At 66.8% G+C, this 15,638-nt stretch carries 15 protein-coding genes; 3 read left to right on the top strand and 12 right to left on the bottom strand.

What is annotated here, in order from left to right; all coding sequences use genetic code 11:
* Positions 1 to 20 precede the first annotated feature (20 nt).
* The gene (locus tag HLA98_RS11730; RefSeq protein WP_057499301.1) at positions 21 to 1,241 is read left to right on the top strand and encodes a multifunctional CCA addition/repair protein; all 1,221 of its coding nucleotides are present in this window, start codon (positions 21 to 23) and stop codon (positions 1,239 to 1,241) included.
* 47 nt (positions 1,242 to 1,288) lie between these two features.
* On the opposite strand, the gene HLA98_RS11725 is transcribed toward HLA98_RS11730, so the two are convergent.
* From HLA98_RS11725 to HLA98_RS11700, 6 genes are all read right to left on the bottom strand, one after another.
* Positions 1,289 to 1,486 carry a hypothetical protein gene (locus HLA98_RS11725; RefSeq protein WP_129550635.1) on the bottom strand — a complete coding sequence of 66 codons (198 nt, stop codon included), beginning with the start codon at positions 1,484 to 1,486 and terminating at the stop codon, positions 1,289 to 1,291.
* Between the two features lie 102 nt (positions 1,487 to 1,588).
* Positions 1,589 to 2,023: an SseB family protein gene (locus HLA98_RS11720; protein ID WP_057499302.1), complete on the bottom strand. Its 435-nt coding sequence runs from the start codon at positions 2,021 to 2,023 to the stop codon at positions 1,589 to 1,591.
* Positions 2,024 to 2,110: 87 nt separating this feature from the next.
* Complete coding sequence (locus tag HLA98_RS11715; protein ID WP_057499303.1) at positions 2,111 to 2,470, bottom strand: helix-turn-helix domain-containing protein; 360 nt, start codon at positions 2,468 to 2,470, stop codon at positions 2,111 to 2,113.
* Positions 2,467 to 2,769: a type II toxin-antitoxin system HigB family toxin gene (locus HLA98_RS11710; RefSeq protein WP_057499304.1), complete on the bottom strand. Its 303-nt coding sequence runs from the start codon at positions 2,767 to 2,769 to the stop codon at positions 2,467 to 2,469. Before HLA98_RS11710 ends, HLA98_RS11715 begins: the two co-directional genes overlap by 4 nt.
* Before the next feature lie 49 nt (positions 2,770 to 2,818).
* Positions 2,819 to 3,157, bottom strand: coding sequence for a hypothetical protein (locus HLA98_RS11705; RefSeq protein WP_057499305.1), 339 nt, complete (start codon positions 3,155 to 3,157; stop codon positions 2,819 to 2,821).
* Entirely contained in the window at positions 3,154 to 4,197 is a 1,044-nt protein-coding gene (locus HLA98_RS11700; RefSeq protein WP_057499306.1) for a S41 family peptidase, read from the bottom strand. Before HLA98_RS11700 ends, HLA98_RS11705 begins: the two co-directional genes overlap by 4 nt.
* A gap of 411 nt (positions 4,198 to 4,608) precedes the next feature.
* Between HLA98_RS11700 and HLA98_RS11695 the strand changes: the two genes are divergently transcribed.
* Positions 4,609 to 5,040 carry a hypothetical protein gene (locus HLA98_RS11695; protein WP_057499325.1) on the top strand — a complete coding sequence of 144 codons (432 nt, stop codon included), beginning with the start codon at positions 4,609 to 4,611 and terminating at the stop codon, positions 5,038 to 5,040.
* 198 nt (positions 5,041 to 5,238) lie between these two features.
* On the opposite strand, the gene HLA98_RS11690 is transcribed toward HLA98_RS11695, so the two are convergent.
* From HLA98_RS11690 to HLA98_RS11665, 6 genes are all read right to left on the bottom strand, one after another.
* Positions 5,239 to 8,265 (bottom strand): autotransporter family protein, encoded by a 3,027-nt coding sequence (locus tag HLA98_RS11690; RefSeq protein ID WP_057499307.1) that lies wholly within the window; start codon positions 8,263 to 8,265, stop codon positions 5,239 to 5,241.
* Between the two features lie 274 nt (positions 8,266 to 8,539).
* Complete coding sequence (locus HLA98_RS11685) at positions 8,540 to 9,607, bottom strand: acyltransferase family protein (protein WP_057499308.1); 1,068 nt, start codon at positions 9,605 to 9,607, stop codon at positions 8,540 to 8,542.
* The gene (gene nagA / locus HLA98_RS11680; RefSeq protein ID WP_057499309.1) at positions 9,607 to 10,755 is read right to left on the bottom strand and encodes an N-acetylglucosamine-6-phosphate deacetylase; all 1,149 of its coding nucleotides are present in this window, start codon (positions 10,753 to 10,755) and stop codon (positions 9,607 to 9,609) included. The genes HLA98_RS11685 and nagA overlap by 1 nt, the downstream gene beginning before the upstream one ends.
* Entirely contained in the window at positions 10,755 to 11,783 is a 1,029-nt protein-coding gene (locus tag HLA98_RS11675; RefSeq protein WP_057499310.1) for an SIS domain-containing protein, read from the bottom strand. The genes nagA and HLA98_RS11675 overlap by 1 nt, the downstream gene beginning before the upstream one ends.
* A gap of 7 nt (positions 11,784 to 11,790) precedes the next feature.
* Positions 11,791 to 12,858, bottom strand: coding sequence for a LacI family DNA-binding transcriptional regulator (locus tag HLA98_RS11670; RefSeq protein ID WP_005411045.1), 1,068 nt, complete (start codon positions 12,856 to 12,858; stop codon positions 11,791 to 11,793).
* A gap of 39 nt (positions 12,859 to 12,897) precedes the next feature.
* Positions 12,898 to 14,187 (bottom strand): sugar MFS transporter, encoded by a 1,290-nt coding sequence (locus HLA98_RS11665; RefSeq protein WP_057499311.1) that lies wholly within the window; start codon positions 14,185 to 14,187, stop codon positions 12,898 to 12,900.
* A gap of 375 nt (positions 14,188 to 14,562) precedes the next feature.
* Here HLA98_RS11665 and HLA98_RS11660 point away from each other — a divergent pair, with 375 nt between their 5' ends.
* A complete protein-coding gene (locus HLA98_RS11660) occupies positions 14,563 to 15,582 on the top strand; it encodes a glucokinase family protein (RefSeq protein ID WP_057499312.1) in 1,020 nt (339 codons plus the stop codon).
* Positions 15,583 to 15,638: the final 56 nt, after the last annotated feature.

Below are 15,638 nucleotides of genomic sequence, written 5' to 3'. Positions count from 1 at the left end.
GGCATGCGATGATTCCAGCCATGAAGATCTATCTTGTCGGCGGCGCCGTGCGTGACCGCCTGCTGCAACGACCTGCCGGCGACCGCGACTGGGTGGTGGTCGGTGCCACGCCCGCGCAGATGGAAGCGCAGGGCTACACCGCCGTCGGCCGCGATTTCCCGGTATTCCTGCACCCGAAGACCGGTGAGGAATACGCACTGGCGCGCACCGAGCGCAAGTCCGGCCGCGGCTATCGCGGCTTCGTGGTTGATGCTGATCCGGCGGTGACGCTGGAAGAAGACCTGCAGCGTCGCGACTTCACCATCAATGCGATTGCCTGCGACGAAGACAGCGGTGCGCTGGTCGATCCCTATGGCGGCGTGCGCGATATCGAGCAACGCGTGCTGCGTCATGTCGGTCCGGCCTTTGTCGAGGATCCGCTGCGCGTGCTGCGCGCGGCACGCTTCATGGCACGCTTCGCGTCACTGGGCTTCACCGTCGCCGAAGAGACCATGGCACTGATGCGCGAGGTCGCCGCCAGTGGCGAGCTGGACGCGCTGGTGCCGGAACGCGTCTGGCAGGAACTGCGCAAGGCGCTGGTCAGTGAACGGCCCTCCGCCTTCCTGCGCACGCTGCACGATGCGCAGGCACTGGGCCCTATCCTGCCCGAACTGGAAGCACTGTACGGCGTGCCGCAGCGTGCTGAATTCCACCCGGAAGTCGATACCGGCATCCACCAGGAAATGGTCAGCGACATGGCCGCGAAACTGGCACCGGGTGATGACCTGGTCGGCTTCGCTGCCCTCACCCACGATCTCGGAAAGGGCCTGACACCGCCGGAGGAATGGCCGCGCCACATCATGCACGAACAGCGTGGCATCAAGCCGCTGAAGGCATTGTGCGCGCGGTTGAAGATTCCCACCGAGCACCAGCAGCTGGCTGAAGCGGTGTGCCGCGAGCACTTGAACGTGCACCGCATCGACGAACTGCGCGATGCCACCGTGCTGGAACTGCTGGGCCGCTGCGATGCATTGCGCCGGCCGGAACGCGTGGCGCGCATCGCGCTGTGCTGCGAGGCTGACAAACGCGGCCGGCTCGGCTTCGAGGACGCCGACTACCCACAGGGCGAAACGCTCAAGCGCCTGCACCAGGCGGCGCTGTCAGTGCAGGCACGCGATCTGGATACCACCCATCTGAAGGGCCCGGCCATCGGTGAAGCACTGGCCAAGGCGCGGGTGAAAGCCATCGCCGCCGCCCGCTGAAGCACCGGATAGTGCCGGTCGCTGGCCGGCACCTTCACATCTCCCGTCTATCGACGGCGCTTGCGCGAAAAATGGTCGACAGCATGAGCACCCAACAAGATGGGTTGCATCAAGAGGAACAGCCATCCACCCAACCGGAGCGTCTCCACCGGATTGAACCGGGTGATGAACGCAGCTGCCAGTGCCAAACCCGCAAGAAGGCCGATTTCATGGACCCATAGCGATCGGTTGGAACGCTTGCCCACGATGCTCCTCTCCATTGAACAGGACGCGCTTGCAAGCCATCGCCGCCGTCCGGCACAACGGGTAGTGCCGGCCGCTGGCCGGCAACCAGACAATCACTGGATTCAGTGCGCCATCCCACGGGTAATCGCCGCCGCACGCTGCTTCAGCTGGGCCACGGCATCGGGAATCATCTCCATGCCCACGTCCAGGCCCGGGTTCAGCACCAGGCCGACGCCGTCACCGATACCGGCCAGCAGCGCGTGCACCGCGATCGGCATGGCATGGGCAAACTGCGGCAGCTGCTCGTGCCACAGGCCAGCGCGGTCGGGGGCGGTGAAAACCGCGAACATCGGCTCACCGCTCTCGCTGGTCAGCACCAGCGGCGAGATGCTCTCGTCCCAGGCGCCGTCTTCGCCAATGGCCTTGTCCAGCAGCACGAACGCCGTCGAGGTCAGCAGGCCGTCGAGGAACTGCGCTGCGGTCAGCGTGCCGTCCTGGGCCTGCAGCAGGCGCACCTCGAGGTCGTTGAGGGGTTCGAACGGGATGTCGTGGTCCATGGTCGGTTTCCGGTACGTGATTGCAGGCTGCAACTTTAGCAGGCCGGGCGCGAGGCACGGCAGCGCCTCGGCAGGGACACCCGGGCTTCAGCGGCCGATGAGACTTTCCGCAGGAATGCCCAGGTTGCGGTGAAGCTTCCGGATCATTTCCAGAGTCAGGCCGCGCTTGCGATTCAACACCTCATAGACACGGTTGAGCTGGCCGATGGACGGCACCAGATCCTTCACTGTCAGACCGCCCTGCTCCATGCGGAAGCGGATTGCGTCGATGGGATCTGGTGGTTCGATCGGGTAGTGCTTCGCTTCGTAGGCTTCAACCAGCGTTACGAGAATTTCGAATCGATCGCCCTCCTCGCTCCCCGGTTCCGGTTCGTTGTCCACATAGGCCGAAATCTCGCGCAGAGCGTTTTCGTAGTCGCTTTCCGTACGGATGGGCTGGATGTTCATAGAAGCTCCACAGTGTCGGCGTCGATCCGGTCGTACTCGGCGTGGGTGCCAATGAACTTGATGTAGACCACTTGAAACCTGTAACCCACAGCGACGATGAGCCGGTAGCTGTTGCCCTTTATGTTGAACACCACACGACTGTTCGCCACGAAACTTGCGCTTGCGTAACGTTGGCGTACGTCGTGCGGAGTGGCCCATACGGCATGCCTGACTTCGTCGTACCAGGACCTCAGCGCCATTTCCGAATCAGGGTGGCGTTCCCAGAATCGTTTCAGCGCCGCCAGAGCAACCACTTTCATTCGCACATCCTAGTCCCAGCATGGGACATGAGCAACAGTTTGATCTTCATCAGTGGACGATGTATCCGTGCCGCCACAGCCAGCCCAGCGCAGCCAGACCGGCCACCACCACCAGCATCAGTGGCAGGCCGAAGCGGTGCCGCCACGGGATCGGCACCCCACCCAGCTGCTGGTCCATGGTCTCGGTGTCCAGCACCCAGCCGTGCCCGCACCGGCTGCAGGCCAGCTCGTAGCGGCGCTGGTAGGTGAAACCGAACAGCAGGTCGATGCGCGCCATCCTGTAGCGCAGTTGGGGCGCGAACTCGGTTTCCGTCTGGCAGCGCAGACAGTGATGGGCTTCGGTCGGGCCGACGATCAGCACCCGTTCCTGTTGGCCGATCAGGATCATGACCGGGTGCCCTGGCAGGCGGGCTGGGCCAGCAGCCAGGCTTGGGCGGCGGCCAAAGTGGCGGCATCCCCCTCGATGCGCTGGTCGGGCTCGATCTTCAACCCATCGCCACGATCATTGCGGTCGCGCATCACGGTGGTGGTCAACAACAGGCGGCTGCCATCGGCCAGTGTGTGCACGACATTGCCAGTGGAGACACCCGCAGTGGGCTGACCGAAGCTGCGCGTCTGCGCGCGGCCACGCCACGCCAGCGCCGAGGCCTCGCCCGAACTGCCGGTGCGCGGTCCGAACAGCACTGCCACCGGCGCGCCGGGCTGCCGCAGCACATACCCGGACTGGCCGAAGTCCAGCACCGACTTGCCTGCACGCTGCACGGCGGTCGCGGTCAACGTCCAGCGCTCCGGCCCCTGTGCGGTTTCGAACGACCCCACATCTTCGTTGTTCACCACCGAGGTGCGCAGCAGCGGTGCCATGCCCAGCAGCATCGGCCACATGTTGCCACCGCTGTTGTCACGCAGGTCGACGACCCAGCCACAGCGCATGCCGTCGTCCTTGCTGCGGATGACCTGCTGCCACCGCGCGGCGCGCTGGATGTTCTGGCGGAACGCTTCCTGTAGCGTCGCGCCGGGCGTGGAGGCATATCCCTCGATGACCAGCCAGCCGATGCGCGCATCCACCGCGTCGGCGGCCTTGGCCCTTTCCACGGCGACGGCGCCGACCTGCTGCGCGCGCGCAAGGGATTCGCTCTGGCGCTGGGTCGTCGTCCATACGCCATGATTGCCCGTGCTGAGCGCAATGGCTTCGCGCAGCAACGCCAGCCGCTTCACGGGGTCGCCCTGCACCGATTGCAGTCGTGTGCGGGTGCCAGGCCAGTCCACCCGGTCGCGATACAGCGCCTGCCGTTCAAGCAGGTTGAGGATCTCCGCCTCCGCCTCCGGCGAGGGCACTTCGATTGCCTTGGGCGTATCGGCCATGGCGTTGGCAGCCACCAGCGCGATCACCAGCGCACCAATGTGACGCACTCCCTTGCGAACCTGCATGTGACGTTTCCTTGTCGTTGAGGCAGGCGCACAGCATAGCCCGCAGGTAATGGCTTTCGCCATGCGCGAACTGTCGTATCTGGCCCCGCCGCAGGTTGCAGCAAGACAGCGTGCACGCGATCAGTAAATTGCAACTTTGCCCATGTCATCGCCACGTAGAACGCGAGAAGGTTGCCTCCGTCGGCGCCTCCTGCGCTGGCCGGGATTGGCGTCCTGAATCAAACATCAAAGAGAACGGGTTGCCGTCGTTGCGGCAATCACGACAATGCACCGGCTCGCCCATGGCGGGCGGTGCGTGGGGATCCTCGTGATCCGTCGGCTTTTTTTCTCTTTGATTTTGACCGGCACGCCAACCCGCACCGCCCGCCACCTTGCATGCCGCAGGTGGCCTTGCTCCGTGAGGTTGCCGCCATGAACAAACCCTTCCCCACCTATCCACGCCTGCAGGCACTGCTCGGCGCCGCGTTGCCCGGCCTGCAGCTCTCCAATGCCGTAGCCGAGGCATTGGAAGATGCGCTCACCGAAGCCAACGAGCAGGCGCCGCCCTCCGCATTCTTCGCGCGGTTGCGCGGCATCACGCACAGCCACGCTGCCGATGGTCAGGCGTGGCGCGAACGGCAGCTCAGCGATGTGCGTGGCCGGGAACTGGCGGAGGCGACGCGCTGCTTGGCAGCATTGTCTGCGTGCGGCGGGGTACTGCTGGCTGCACAGTCGGCGCGCGAGATGGACGATGCGGCCGCGCAGTGTCCGCCGCAGGTGGAGGAAGGCCTGCTGCATGCCGTGATGGTGTTGGCCGATCACGCGGGGGCGCTGGTGGAACCCGATACACACGCTGCTGTGTAGTAGAGCCGAGCCCATGCTCGGCTTTGTGGGATTGGACCGAAGCAGCCGAGCATGGCTCGGCTCTACAGGGTCATGGCAGCGGAGAGATTCGTGCCGACCAAGGTCGGCACCTACCAGAGCAAGGTCATGGCGTCGGTGGGAGTTGTGCCAACCAAGGTCGGCACCCACCAGAGCGGGCCATGACATCCGTACCGCGCGCTACCAGTCCGCGCGCAGGCCGATGTTGCCTTCGATGATGCGGCGCTTCTCGTTGCGGTCGCCGCCCAGCTCGCGGGTGTAGTCGGCCACGGCATAGGCGCTGATCGTGCGGTTGAAACGCCCGACCACACCCACGCCGGCTTCCAGCGCGCGCGAGCGCTGCGAATTGACGATCACGTCGTTGTCGAAGCGAATGCGGTCCTCGCCGGAACGGCCATGCCAGTAATTGAGCTTGAAATACGGCTGCCAGCCGTTGTCAGCCAGCTGGTAATCGCCGGCAAGACGCAGGCCGATCCGGCCGGTCCAGGCGTTGTCGTTGTCGAAGCGCACGCTCGATACCTCATCGCGGCGGTCGTCCAGCGAGGTGCGTTGCCAGATCACCTGTACCTGTGGCTCCAACCACCACGCCGATTGCCCAAACCGCAGCAGCGGCTTGCCGGCCTCCACCGACACGCTGGTGCCATCCCCGCTCAGGCCGAAGCCGAGCCCACGCGAGGAACGCACGCGGCCGTCGTAGCGGCTCTGCATCGCCACAGCATCGATGTAGCCGCCACTGCTGCCGGTGAACGTCCAGTACAGGCCCACGTGCTTGTCGTCCAGGCGGTTCTGGCCCACCTGTACGTTCTCCCAGCCCAGTGCCAGACCCGTGGTCTTGCCCTGCGCTCGGGTGCGGCCAACGAATACGCCGATCTGGTTCCGGTGGTTGTCAGACGCCGCAGCCCACACGTCGAGGCCGGCCTGCAGGCCCATCACATCGCCATCGAAGCCCGGCTGCGCATCCCCCTTCCAGTGGATCTCGCTGCTCTGGCCCACCAAGCGGCCCCAGGCGGTACGGAATGTGCCCTGGTTGTACAGCAGGCGCTGCTCGCCCTGGCGCTCGTGGAAGGTACCCAGGCTGGCCAGCGAAGTCTCACGCAGCAGCGGCGGCACCACGGCATAGGTCGCAGTCTCCACGCGGTACAGCGGTACCACTGCGCCCTCGGCGGGGCGTGCGCCCGGCGTCGGCGGCGTACCGGTTCCGGGCAGCGCACCACCGGCCACCGGCACGTCCGGCACGGCCGGATCGCTGGGCGGCGCCACCGGCGCCGGCTCCGCAGGTGGAGGCGGCGGGGCCGTCTCTCCGGCGGTCAGGTCTGGATCGGTGGCGCCTTCGGGCGGCGGCGGCGGTGCCGGGGTGATCGGCGGCGGTGGTGCCACCGGCGGCGTCAATGGTGGTGGTACGGCAGTACCGCCGCCATTGGGTGCCGGCGTCGGCCCGCTGACCAGCGTGGAGCGCAGGTACCAGTTCTCGCCGGTACCGGCACTGACACCGCCCTTGAACAGGAAATACTCATAGGCACCGGCCGCGACCGGTGCGAACAGCGAGAACGCGCCCGGCGCGGTGCGGCCACCATTCAAGGCCTGCACCACCAGGATGCCGTCGGCCAGCGTGGCGGCGCCACTGCCGCCGGCATTGAGAATGCCGATGCCGGTTGTGCCGGTCGCGGCGCCGCCATCGATCACCAGGCGGTCGCTGGTGGAATTGTCCGCGCCCAACACGGTACGCAGGTACAGGCCACCGCCATCACCGCGATAGTTGCCACGCACGGTGAACACGTCGCCGGCACCGGTACCGGTCAGGTCGATGCGCCCGGCATTGGCCATCTCCACCAGTGCGCCACTGTTGAACGGACGGATGGCATGGCCGCCACTGCCCGCATACACGGTACTGGTGTCATCCACGGTGAGCGTGCCGGTGCCGGTTGCGCTGTCGCCCAGCACCAGATCGCCATCGAAGGACAGCTCGGTGCTGTTGGCCAGGCTGATCGTCTCCCAGTTCTGGAAGCGGCCTACACCCGTGGTCTTGACGTTGTTGAAGCTGAGCCTGTCGTTGCCCGCGCCACCGTCGAACAGCGGCACCGCGCCGAGATTGCCCTGGTTGAGGTTGCTGAGGTTGGCCACGTCGTCGTCCGGCCCCAGGTCGATCGCGCCGTAGACGATGCCGCCGCCATTCCAGTTGAAGGTGTCATTACCGGTACTGAGCAGTACCTGCCCACGCACGGTGCCATCGGTGATGGTCACGCTGTCATTGCCGCCGCTGACGCTGATGTTTCCGCCGATGTAGGCCGTACCCGAGATGATGATGGTGTCGGTGTCGAAGCCGGTCACCACATTGCCATCCACGGTGCCGCCGGACTGGTCCCACAGGTTCTTGTCCAGCTTCATGTTGACGCGGCCGATACGGCCAGCGGTCATCCAGGCCTGGTCGCCATCCTCGAACGCGCCGATGATGCGGCCACCGCTCATGCGGAACGTATCGATGTTGTCGCCCTGCTGCAGCGCGCCGATCATGCCGCCACTCATGACGAAATCGTCGCGGCCGCTGCCCTGCGCCACCACGCCGGTGACGGTGCCGCCAGTGACGGTCATCTGGTCATCGCCGCTGCCCTGGTCGACGCTGTCGATGGTGCCATTGCCCAGCAGCAGCACGTCGTTGCCGTCGCCCTGCAGCACACCGCCGCTGATGCTGCCGGCCTGCATTTCCAGGCGATCATTGCCGGCACCGAACTGCACCCCGCTGCGCCCGCTGATCGTTCCGCGATTGACCAGCACGCTGTCGCCCGCACCGACGAACTGCAGGGCGGTGTTGTTGCCGGTGCTGATGCTGCCCGCATTTTCGACACGGCTGCCGCCACCGAGCTGGACCGCCACACCGCCGACCGAACTGATCGTGCCCAGGTTGGACAACAGATGCCCACCTGCGCCGACCAGCGAGATGGCGCTTGCACCGCCGCTCTGTTGCAGCTGTGCGCCGCTGGCGACATTGACGGTGATGCCGGCCGGGCCATTGGCGGTGATGGGAACGGTCTGCGGGTTCGGCGCGTTGGCGTCGCAGGTGACCGTCTGGCCTGCGGTCGGGGTGGCGTTGTCACAGCCCGCCCAGGCGGCGCCGGCACTCAGCAACATGACGGACGGGACGGCCAGGGCCTGCAGTACGGAAGCGGTGAGGCGGCGCATACGCGTTGCGCGCGGGACGGCACGGGACATACGGCACTCCTGGACAAGGGATCAGGAACTGCGGATATGCGGTACTGCGAGCGCAGTCTGCGCCATGGTGAACCGTTTCGACAGGTGAAATAGCGTGCCGACTATCACAGTTCAGATGCGAACTCGATCGGCTATCACCCTACCTCTACGTGACTGAAATTGTTCATCTTTGCGGCGGTCAGACGCCACGCGGAGAGCATCCACGCATGGCGTGGATGAGGTGCCCTCCCGGGTCAGAGCCTTTTCCTGCGGAAAGGGATCCGACCCCGCGCCGTCAGATCTTCAGGTAGATCTTCCGCCGGTCCAGCCACCACGCCACGCCCCACCACAGCGCGACGAACGCCAGCGCCTGCAGCATCGATGCCAGCTCGAGCGCCTGCGGCATGACGGCCGCCAGCTGCTGCCAGATCCAGCCCCAGGCACCGGTCGCCATCAAGGCCACCGACATCACCGATGCCCCCAGATACGCGGTGATCGCGTTGACGCCGAAGCGACGGCCCAGCGCCGGCCAGCCCTTCTGGTCGATCAGCACATGGCCCAGCCACAGCGCCAGCGCCGCCAGACCGCCGGTCCACAGCACGTAGCTGGGCGTCCACAACTGCTTGTTCAACGGCAGCACCACGGCCAGCAACAGACCCAGCACGGCGGTCACTGTACCCAGCCCTGCCAGCGCCGCAGTACGTCCGCTGCGCAGCAGGCCTCCGGCCAACAGACCGAGCACGGTACTGGCCAGCGCACCCAGCGTGCTCAGCAAGCCTTCCGGGTCGTGGCCCAGCCCGGTATCGGCGTGCCATTGATAGATCCACGGGGCGAACAGCGTGGTATCCAGGCGGCTGGCCGGGTTGGTCCATGGCGCCAGATCACCGATGCCCAGCAGCAGCGCGGTATAGCCCACCAGCAGCGTGACCAGCGCACCGGCCTGCACGCGCGGCCGCGCATACACCGCCAGCACACCCACCAGCGCAGCACACACGGCGATCCGTTGCAGCACGCCCCAGATGCGGAAGTGATGGGTATGCAGCGCCCACCAGATCAGCAGGTGCAGCAGCGCACCGGCCAGCAGGATGCGCAGTGCGCGCTCCAGCACGCCGCGCGCCAATGCCGGCCGTGCCGCCGCATCCCGCGCGCGCGGTGCCACGCTGAAGGCCATCGACACGCCGACCAGGAACAGGAAGAACGGGAACACCAGATCGGTCGGCGTGCAGCCATGCCATTCCGAATGACGCAGCGGTGCGAACACCGCACTCCAGTCACCCGGGTTGTTGACCAGCAGCATCGCCGCCACGGTGATGCCGCGCAGGGCATCGATCGAGCCCAGACGGCGTGGCTGCGTACTGCTCATCAGGCGGCCTCGTACTGTCCGGCAATCCAGGTGCCACGCACCTGCAGGGCATCATCCAGCAGCACCAGGTCGGCCTGGTAACCCTCGGCGATATGGCCCAGGCGGTCGTCGACATTGAGGAACTGTGCCGGATAGGTCGAGGCCATCCGCGCCGCTTCGGCCAGCGGCTGGCCGAGCAGCTGCACGGTGTTGCGCACGGCGGTGGCCATGTCCAGCGCCGAACCAGCCAGCGAACCGGCGGCATTGCGCACCACACCATCGATGGCGGTGATGGTTTCGCCATACAGCACGTAGCTGGGATCGTCGGCGCCGACCGGTGGCATCGCGTCGGTCACCAGCAGCAGGCGACCGCGCGGCTTGGCCGCCAGCGCCACGCGCAGGCTGGCCGGGTGCACATGCACGCCATCGACGATGATGCCGATCCAGCTGTCGCGGTCTTCCAACGCAGCGCCTACCGCGCCGGGCTCACGGCCCTGCAGCGGCGACATCGCGTTGTACAGGTGGGTGAAGCCGCGCACGCCGGCATCCAGACCGGCGCGGATCTCCTCGTAGGTGCCTGCAGTGTGGCCAGCGGCAACGATCACGCCACGCTCGACCAGCGCGCGGATGGTTTCCAGCGGCACGCGTTCCGGCGCCAGCGTCAGCAGGGTCACGCCGTTATCCAGCGATGCGGCCAGCGCAATCTCCGCTTCGTCCGGCACGCGGAACTTGCTGGCATCGTGCGTGCCCTTGCGTGCTGGCGCGATGTACGGCCCCTCCAGATGGATGCCGATCACGCCAGGCACGCCCTGCGCGATCGCCTCGCGCATCGCGGCGATCGCTTCGCGCATCACGCCCACATCGTCGCTGATCAGCGTTGGCAGCATCGCGGTGGTGCCGAAGCGACGGTGTGCCTGCGCGATGGTACGCAGTGCCGCCACGTCCGGCGTGTTGTTGAACAGCGCACCGCCGCCGCCATTGACCTGCACATCGATGAAGCCGGGCAGCAGCCAGCCGCCGCCCAGGTCCACCTGCTCGGCGGCGTGGCCGAGCTGCGGCGCTGCATCGGGCAGCAGCGCGCTGATTCGACCCTCCTCGATCACCACCGCCAGATCATCGCGGAATTCGTCGCCGGCGAGGATGCGGGCGTTGCGCAGGACCGTTGCCATCACACCGTCTCCGTAACCTTGTTCAGGTGCGGTGGCAGATCCGGGTTGAAGCCACGACGCAGCGCCAGCGCGTTGATCGCGCGGTAGAAACTCTGCACGGTCAGCAGCGGTGCGCACAGCGGGTGCGGCGTAGCGGCCACCGGCAGGTTGCCACCGGCACCGGCCATCCACACCTGCGCGCCACGCGAAGTAAATTCTTCGACCACCGCACGAGTGCCGGCGCCGGTCTCGTCCGGCTGGGCAAAGGCCAGCACCGGGAAACCGCGATCAACCAGCGCCATCGGGCCATGCTTGACCTCGGCCGAGCTGTAGGCCTCGGCGTGCAGGCTGCAGGTTTCCTTGAATTTCAGTGCCGCTTCCTGCGCCGCGCCCAGGCCCAGACCGCGGCCGAGCACGAACAGGTTGGTCGCCTCGACCAGACCCTCGGTCACCGGCGTCCAGTCGCACTGCCAGGCCTCACGCATCGCATCCGGCAGCAGATCCAGCGCGGCGCGCAGGCTGCTGTCCTGCTTCCAGTACGCGGCCAGCTGCAGCAGTGCGGCCAGCGAGGCCAGGTAGCTCTTGGTCGCCGCCACGCTCTTTTCGGCACCGGCATGCAGCGGAATCACCGTGTCGGCCAGCTGCGCCAGCGGCGAATCCTCGACGTTGACCAGCGCGATCACGCGCGCACCGGCTGCTTTGGCAGCTTCCGCGTTGCGCAGCAGGTCCGGGCTCTTGCCCGACTGCGAAATGACGATGAACAGGGCACCGCGAAGCTGCAGCGGTGCGGCATAGACCGACCCCACCGACGGCGAGGCCGAGGCAACCACCAGGCCCAGCTGGGTCTCCAGCAGGTACTTGCCATAGGTGGCGGCATGGTCGGAGCTGCCACGTGCACAGGTGACCACGAACGGCGGCGGCGCGGCGCGCAGGCTGGCGGCCAGGGTTTCCATGGTGGCGTGGTTGCGCGAGAACTGGCGCGCGACCACGTCGGCCGCTTCAGCGGCCTCGGCGAACATCAGGGTGGACGTGGGGTCTGACAGCGACATGGCAGGCTCAGGCAGGATCGGAAGGAAGGGGGCGTGCGCCGGCTGGGCGCATCGGCGCGGTCGAGCCGCGCACCACCAGCTGCGGCACAAAGCCCTGGTTATGCAGCGGTGCCGGCGCATCGTCATAGGCGTCGCTGCGCAGCTGCGCGATCAGCAGGCGCGCGGCATGGCGGGCGATGTCTTCGGTGGCTTGCTTGGCGGTGGTCAGCGGCGGCCACGACTGACGCGAGAACGGGCTGTCCTCGAAACCGGCGATGGACAGGTCGTAGGGCACGTTCATGCCGGCCGACTTCGCTGCTGCCAGTACACCAGCGGCGATTTCGTCGTTGGAACCGAAGATGGCAGTGGGCGGTTCGCGCAGCGCCAGCAGGCGGCGCGCGCCGCGGAAACCGTCGTCGAAGGTGTAATCGCCCTGCACCACCAGGTGCTTGTCCACGGTCATGCCGTAGTCCTTCAGCGCGGCCTCGTAGCCGGCATAGCGTTCGCCCGATGAGCGGTGCGAGCTGCCGCCCCAGAGGAAGCCGATGCGCTGGTGGCCCAGCTGGATCAGATGCTCGGTGATCTCGTAGGCGGCCTCGCGGTCGTCCACGAACACGCAGGCACCGTCGGCCGGGTCTTCGGTGGCGGCAATGATGCGCACCAGCTTGATGCCGCGTGCGGTGAGCGCCTGGATCAGGTCGCGGCGCTCGGACATCGGCGCGGTCAGCACCAGCCCGGCCAGGCGCGAACGCTGCACCCAATCGGCCAGTTCATCGGCCAGCAGCGGCGAGCTGGAATCGCAGGGATGGATCTGCAGGCCGAACCCGGTCTCGCGGCAGGCGGCGAGCACGCCGTTCTGCACGCCGATGATGTGGTACGGGTTCGGGTTGTCGTAGACCAGCCCGATCACGAAGGTGGTGCCGCTGCGCAGGTTGCGCGCGGACGGATCGGGTTCGTAGTCGAGCTCGGCGATGGCACGCAGCACCCGCGCGCGGGTGGCCTGCATCACCGAGGGCTCGTTATTGATCACGCGCGAGACCGTCTTCAGCGAGACCTTGGCCTTCTCCGCAACGTCCTTGATGGTCGCTCTGCGCATGGGTTTTCCCTGGGGTTGGCTGCCGTCCATCATCGCCGATCAGACCTTGTCCTGCGGCAGGCCGGCGCGGTGGCCGACCACCGAATAGAACAGGATGTACAGGTAGCACGGCACCATCAGCAGCACGAACACCAGCTGGAAGTCGATGTGCTGCTTGAGCACGGCGAACAGCTGCGGAATGATCGCACCGCCGGCGATGCCCATCACCAGCAGCGCCGAGCCGGTCTCGGTGAAGCGGCCCAGGCCGCGGATCGCCAGCGGGAAGATGGCCGGCCACATCATGGCGTTGGCGAAGCCCAGCAGGGCCACGAAGGCCACCGATACGTAGCCGTGGGTGGCCCAGGCGCCGAGGCAGAACACCACGCCCAGCACGGCGGAGAAGGTGAGGTAGCGCGACTGCGACACCACGTTGGGAATCACCAGCAGGCCGACCACGTAGCCGATGAGCATGGCGAACAGCGTGAATGCCGTGAACATCTTGGTCTGGTCCAGCGGCAGGTCGAAGCCGTGGCCGTAGGTACCGATCGCATCACCGGCCATCACCTCCACGCCCACGTAGACGAACAGGCACAGCACGCCCAGCCACAAGTGCGGGAACTGGAAGATGCTGCGGCGTTCGGCGGCACCGGCCGCGACCGGCGTGGCATTGGCTTCGGACGACTTGATTTCCGGCAGCGGCGAGAACAGCACGCCCACCGCCAGCAGCACCAGCAGGCCGGCCATGGCCAGGTACGGCGCGTGGATCTTGGCGGCGAACTCGTTGAGCAGCTGCGCCTTGGTCGCCTCATCGGCAACGGCCACCGTGGCCGACAGATCACCGATGCCATGCAGCACCACGGTACCGATCACGATCGGCGCCAGGATGCCGGCGATCTTGTTGCAGATGCCCATCAGCGCGATGCGGCGTGCCGCCGTCTCGATCGGGCCGAGGATGGAGATGTAAGGGTTGATCGCGGTCTGCAGCAGGGCCAGGCCGCTGCCGATCACGAACAGGCCGCCGAGCGCACCCGGGTACCAGCGCTGGGTGGCGAATTCACCGAACAATGCAGCGCCACCGGCCATCACCAGCAGGCTCAGGCTGAGGCCCTTCTTCATGCCGGTGCGGCGCAGGATCCACGACGCCGGCAGGGCCAGGAAGAAGTAGGACAGGTAGAAAACCATCAGCACCAGGAAGGCGCCGACCTCGCTGAGTTCGAAGGCCAACTTGACGAAGGTGATCAGTGGGCCGTTGAGCCAGGTGAAGAAGCCGATCAGGAAGAACAACACGCCAACGATGGCGATGGAGGTGGCCACGTTCGGGCGCGCGCTTGCAGCGGGGACGGCGGACATCAGGAGGGCTCCTGCGGCGACGGCCGCAGAACGCGGCGTCGGAGAGTGGCTGGGAACAACGTTGTCACATTCTTTCGATGGACAGCTGCGGTTTGTCAACTTCCGCGCGCAGCCCTGTGAACCTCGTGCTGCACTGCGCAACCTGATCACAGCGCGTTTTGCTGAATGCGCTTGAACCCTTGAGCCCCGTGCAGCAAAGGTTCCCGCGTGAAACGCATGCTCACGCCGTGTAAACGTTTACTGCATGCCCCGTTCGTTGCGGCGCAGCAACGAAAGTGTCACGAACTCGTTGACATCGTTGTCAGCGGGGTTACAGACTCCGCCCAATCGCCGCCCCCTTTCCTGGGTCCGGCCCCACCTGCAGCAGGAGCCCGCGTGACCGCCAGCCACCCCGCCCCGGCCCATGTCCTGTCCCGAATCGCGCCCTCGTTCCTGGCCGCCGACGTCGGTGGCACCCATGTGCGTGTGGCCCGGGTCCAGGCCAGCGGTGATGCCGCCCACCCGGTGCAGGTGCTGGAGTACCGCAAGTACCGCAACGCCGACCACGGCGGCCTCAGCGCGATCCTGTCCGACTTCCTGGGTGAAGGCCCGCGGCCCACGCATTGCGTGGTCGCCAGCGCCGGCTACGCCCGCGAGGACGGCACGGTGATCACCGCCAACCTGCCGTGGCCGCTGTCGGCGCGCCAGGTGGAAGCCGACGTCGGCCTGCAGCGGGTCTACATCGTCAACGACTTCGAAGCGGTGGCCTATGCCGCCGCGCAGGTGGACGCCAGTGGCGTGCTGCACCTGTGCGGGCCGGACACCGCCGCACGTGGCCCGACCCTGGTGGTCGGCCCCGGCACCGGCCTCGGTGCGGCACTGTGGATTCCCACTGCGCACGGCCCGGTGGTGCTTCCCACCGAAGCCGGCCAGCCGACCCTGGCCGCCAGTACGGAACTTGAAATGGCCATCGTCCGCCACATGCAGCGCGACCGCGCCCATGTGTCGATCGAACATGCGATCTCCGGCCCGGGCCTGATGAACCTCTACCGCGCGGTGTGCGCGCTGCAGGGGCAGGCACCGACGTTGGCCAGTCCCGATGCGGTCACTGCCGCCGCCATGGCCGATACCGATGCGAGCGCCCGCCAGGCGCTGGATGTGTTCTGCGGCCTGCTCGGCAGCACCATCGGCGACATGGCCCTGTTCTACGGCGCCCACGGTGGCGTCTACCTGGCCGGCGGCATCCTGCCGCAGATCCGCGAATACCTGCATGCCAGCACCTTCGTCGAACGCTACCTGCAGAAGGGGCCGATGGGCGAAGCGCTGGCACGCATCCCGGTGAAGGTCGTCGAACACGGCCAGCTGGGCGTGGTCGGCGCTGCCAGCTGGTACCTGCAGCAGCAGTCCGCCGCCTGACACCGCAACAGGCTTCAACGCAATCGCAGCACGCAGTACGTGGCACGCCAACGCAA

Origin of the sequence: Stenotrophomonas africana (assembly GCF_013004645.1) — a bacterium.
Lineage (GTDB): Bacteria > Pseudomonadota > Gammaproteobacteria > Xanthomonadales > Xanthomonadaceae > Stenotrophomonas > Stenotrophomonas africana.
Note: the sequence above shows the minus strand (reverse complement) of the source record. Positions and strands in the feature narration are given on the sequence as shown.

Coding starts and splice junctions, on each gene's coding strand:
- HLA98_RS11730 (WP_057499301.1), top strand. CDS start 21: ATGAAGATCTATCTTGTCGGCGGCGCCGTGCGTGACCGCCTGCTGCAA.
- HLA98_RS11720 (WP_057499302.1), bottom strand. CDS start 2,023: ATGGACCACGACATCCCGTTCGAACCCCTCAACGACCTCGAGGTGCGC.
- HLA98_RS11715 (WP_057499303.1), bottom strand. CDS start 2,470: ATGAACATCCAGCCCATCCGTACGGAAAGCGACTACGAAAACGCTCTG.
- HLA98_RS11710 (WP_057499304.1), bottom strand. CDS start 2,769: ATGAAAGTGGTTGCTCTGGCGGCGCTGAAACGATTCTGGGAACGCCAC.
- HLA98_RS11705 (WP_057499305.1), bottom strand. CDS start 3,157: ATGATCCTGATCGGCCAACAGGAACGGGTGCTGATCGTCGGCCCGACC.
- HLA98_RS11700 (WP_057499306.1), bottom strand. CDS start 4,197: ATGCAGGTTCGCAAGGGAGTGCGTCACATTGGTGCGCTGGTGATCGCG.
- HLA98_RS11695 (WP_057499325.1), top strand. CDS start 4,609: ATGAACAAACCCTTCCCCACCTATCCACGCCTGCAGGCACTGCTCGGC.
- HLA98_RS11690 (WP_057499307.1), bottom strand. CDS start 8,265: ATGTCCCGTGCCGTCCCGCGCGCAACGCGTATGCGCCGCCTCACCGCT.
- HLA98_RS11685 (WP_057499308.1), bottom strand. CDS start 9,607: ATGAGCAGTACGCAGCCACGCCGTCTGGGCTCGATCGATGCCCTGCGC.
- nagA (WP_057499309.1), bottom strand. CDS start 10,755: ATGGCAACGGTCCTGCGCAACGCCCGCATCCTCGCCGGCGACGAATTC.
- HLA98_RS11675 (WP_057499310.1), bottom strand. CDS start 11,783: ATGTCGCTGTCAGACCCCACGTCCACCCTGATGTTCGCCGAGGCCGCT.
- HLA98_RS11670 (WP_005411045.1), bottom strand. CDS start 12,858: ATGCGCAGAGCGACCATCAAGGACGTTGCGGAGAAGGCCAAGGTCTCG.
- HLA98_RS11665 (WP_057499311.1), bottom strand. CDS start 14,187: ATGTCCGCCGTCCCCGCTGCAAGCGCGCGCCCGAACGTGGCCACCTCC.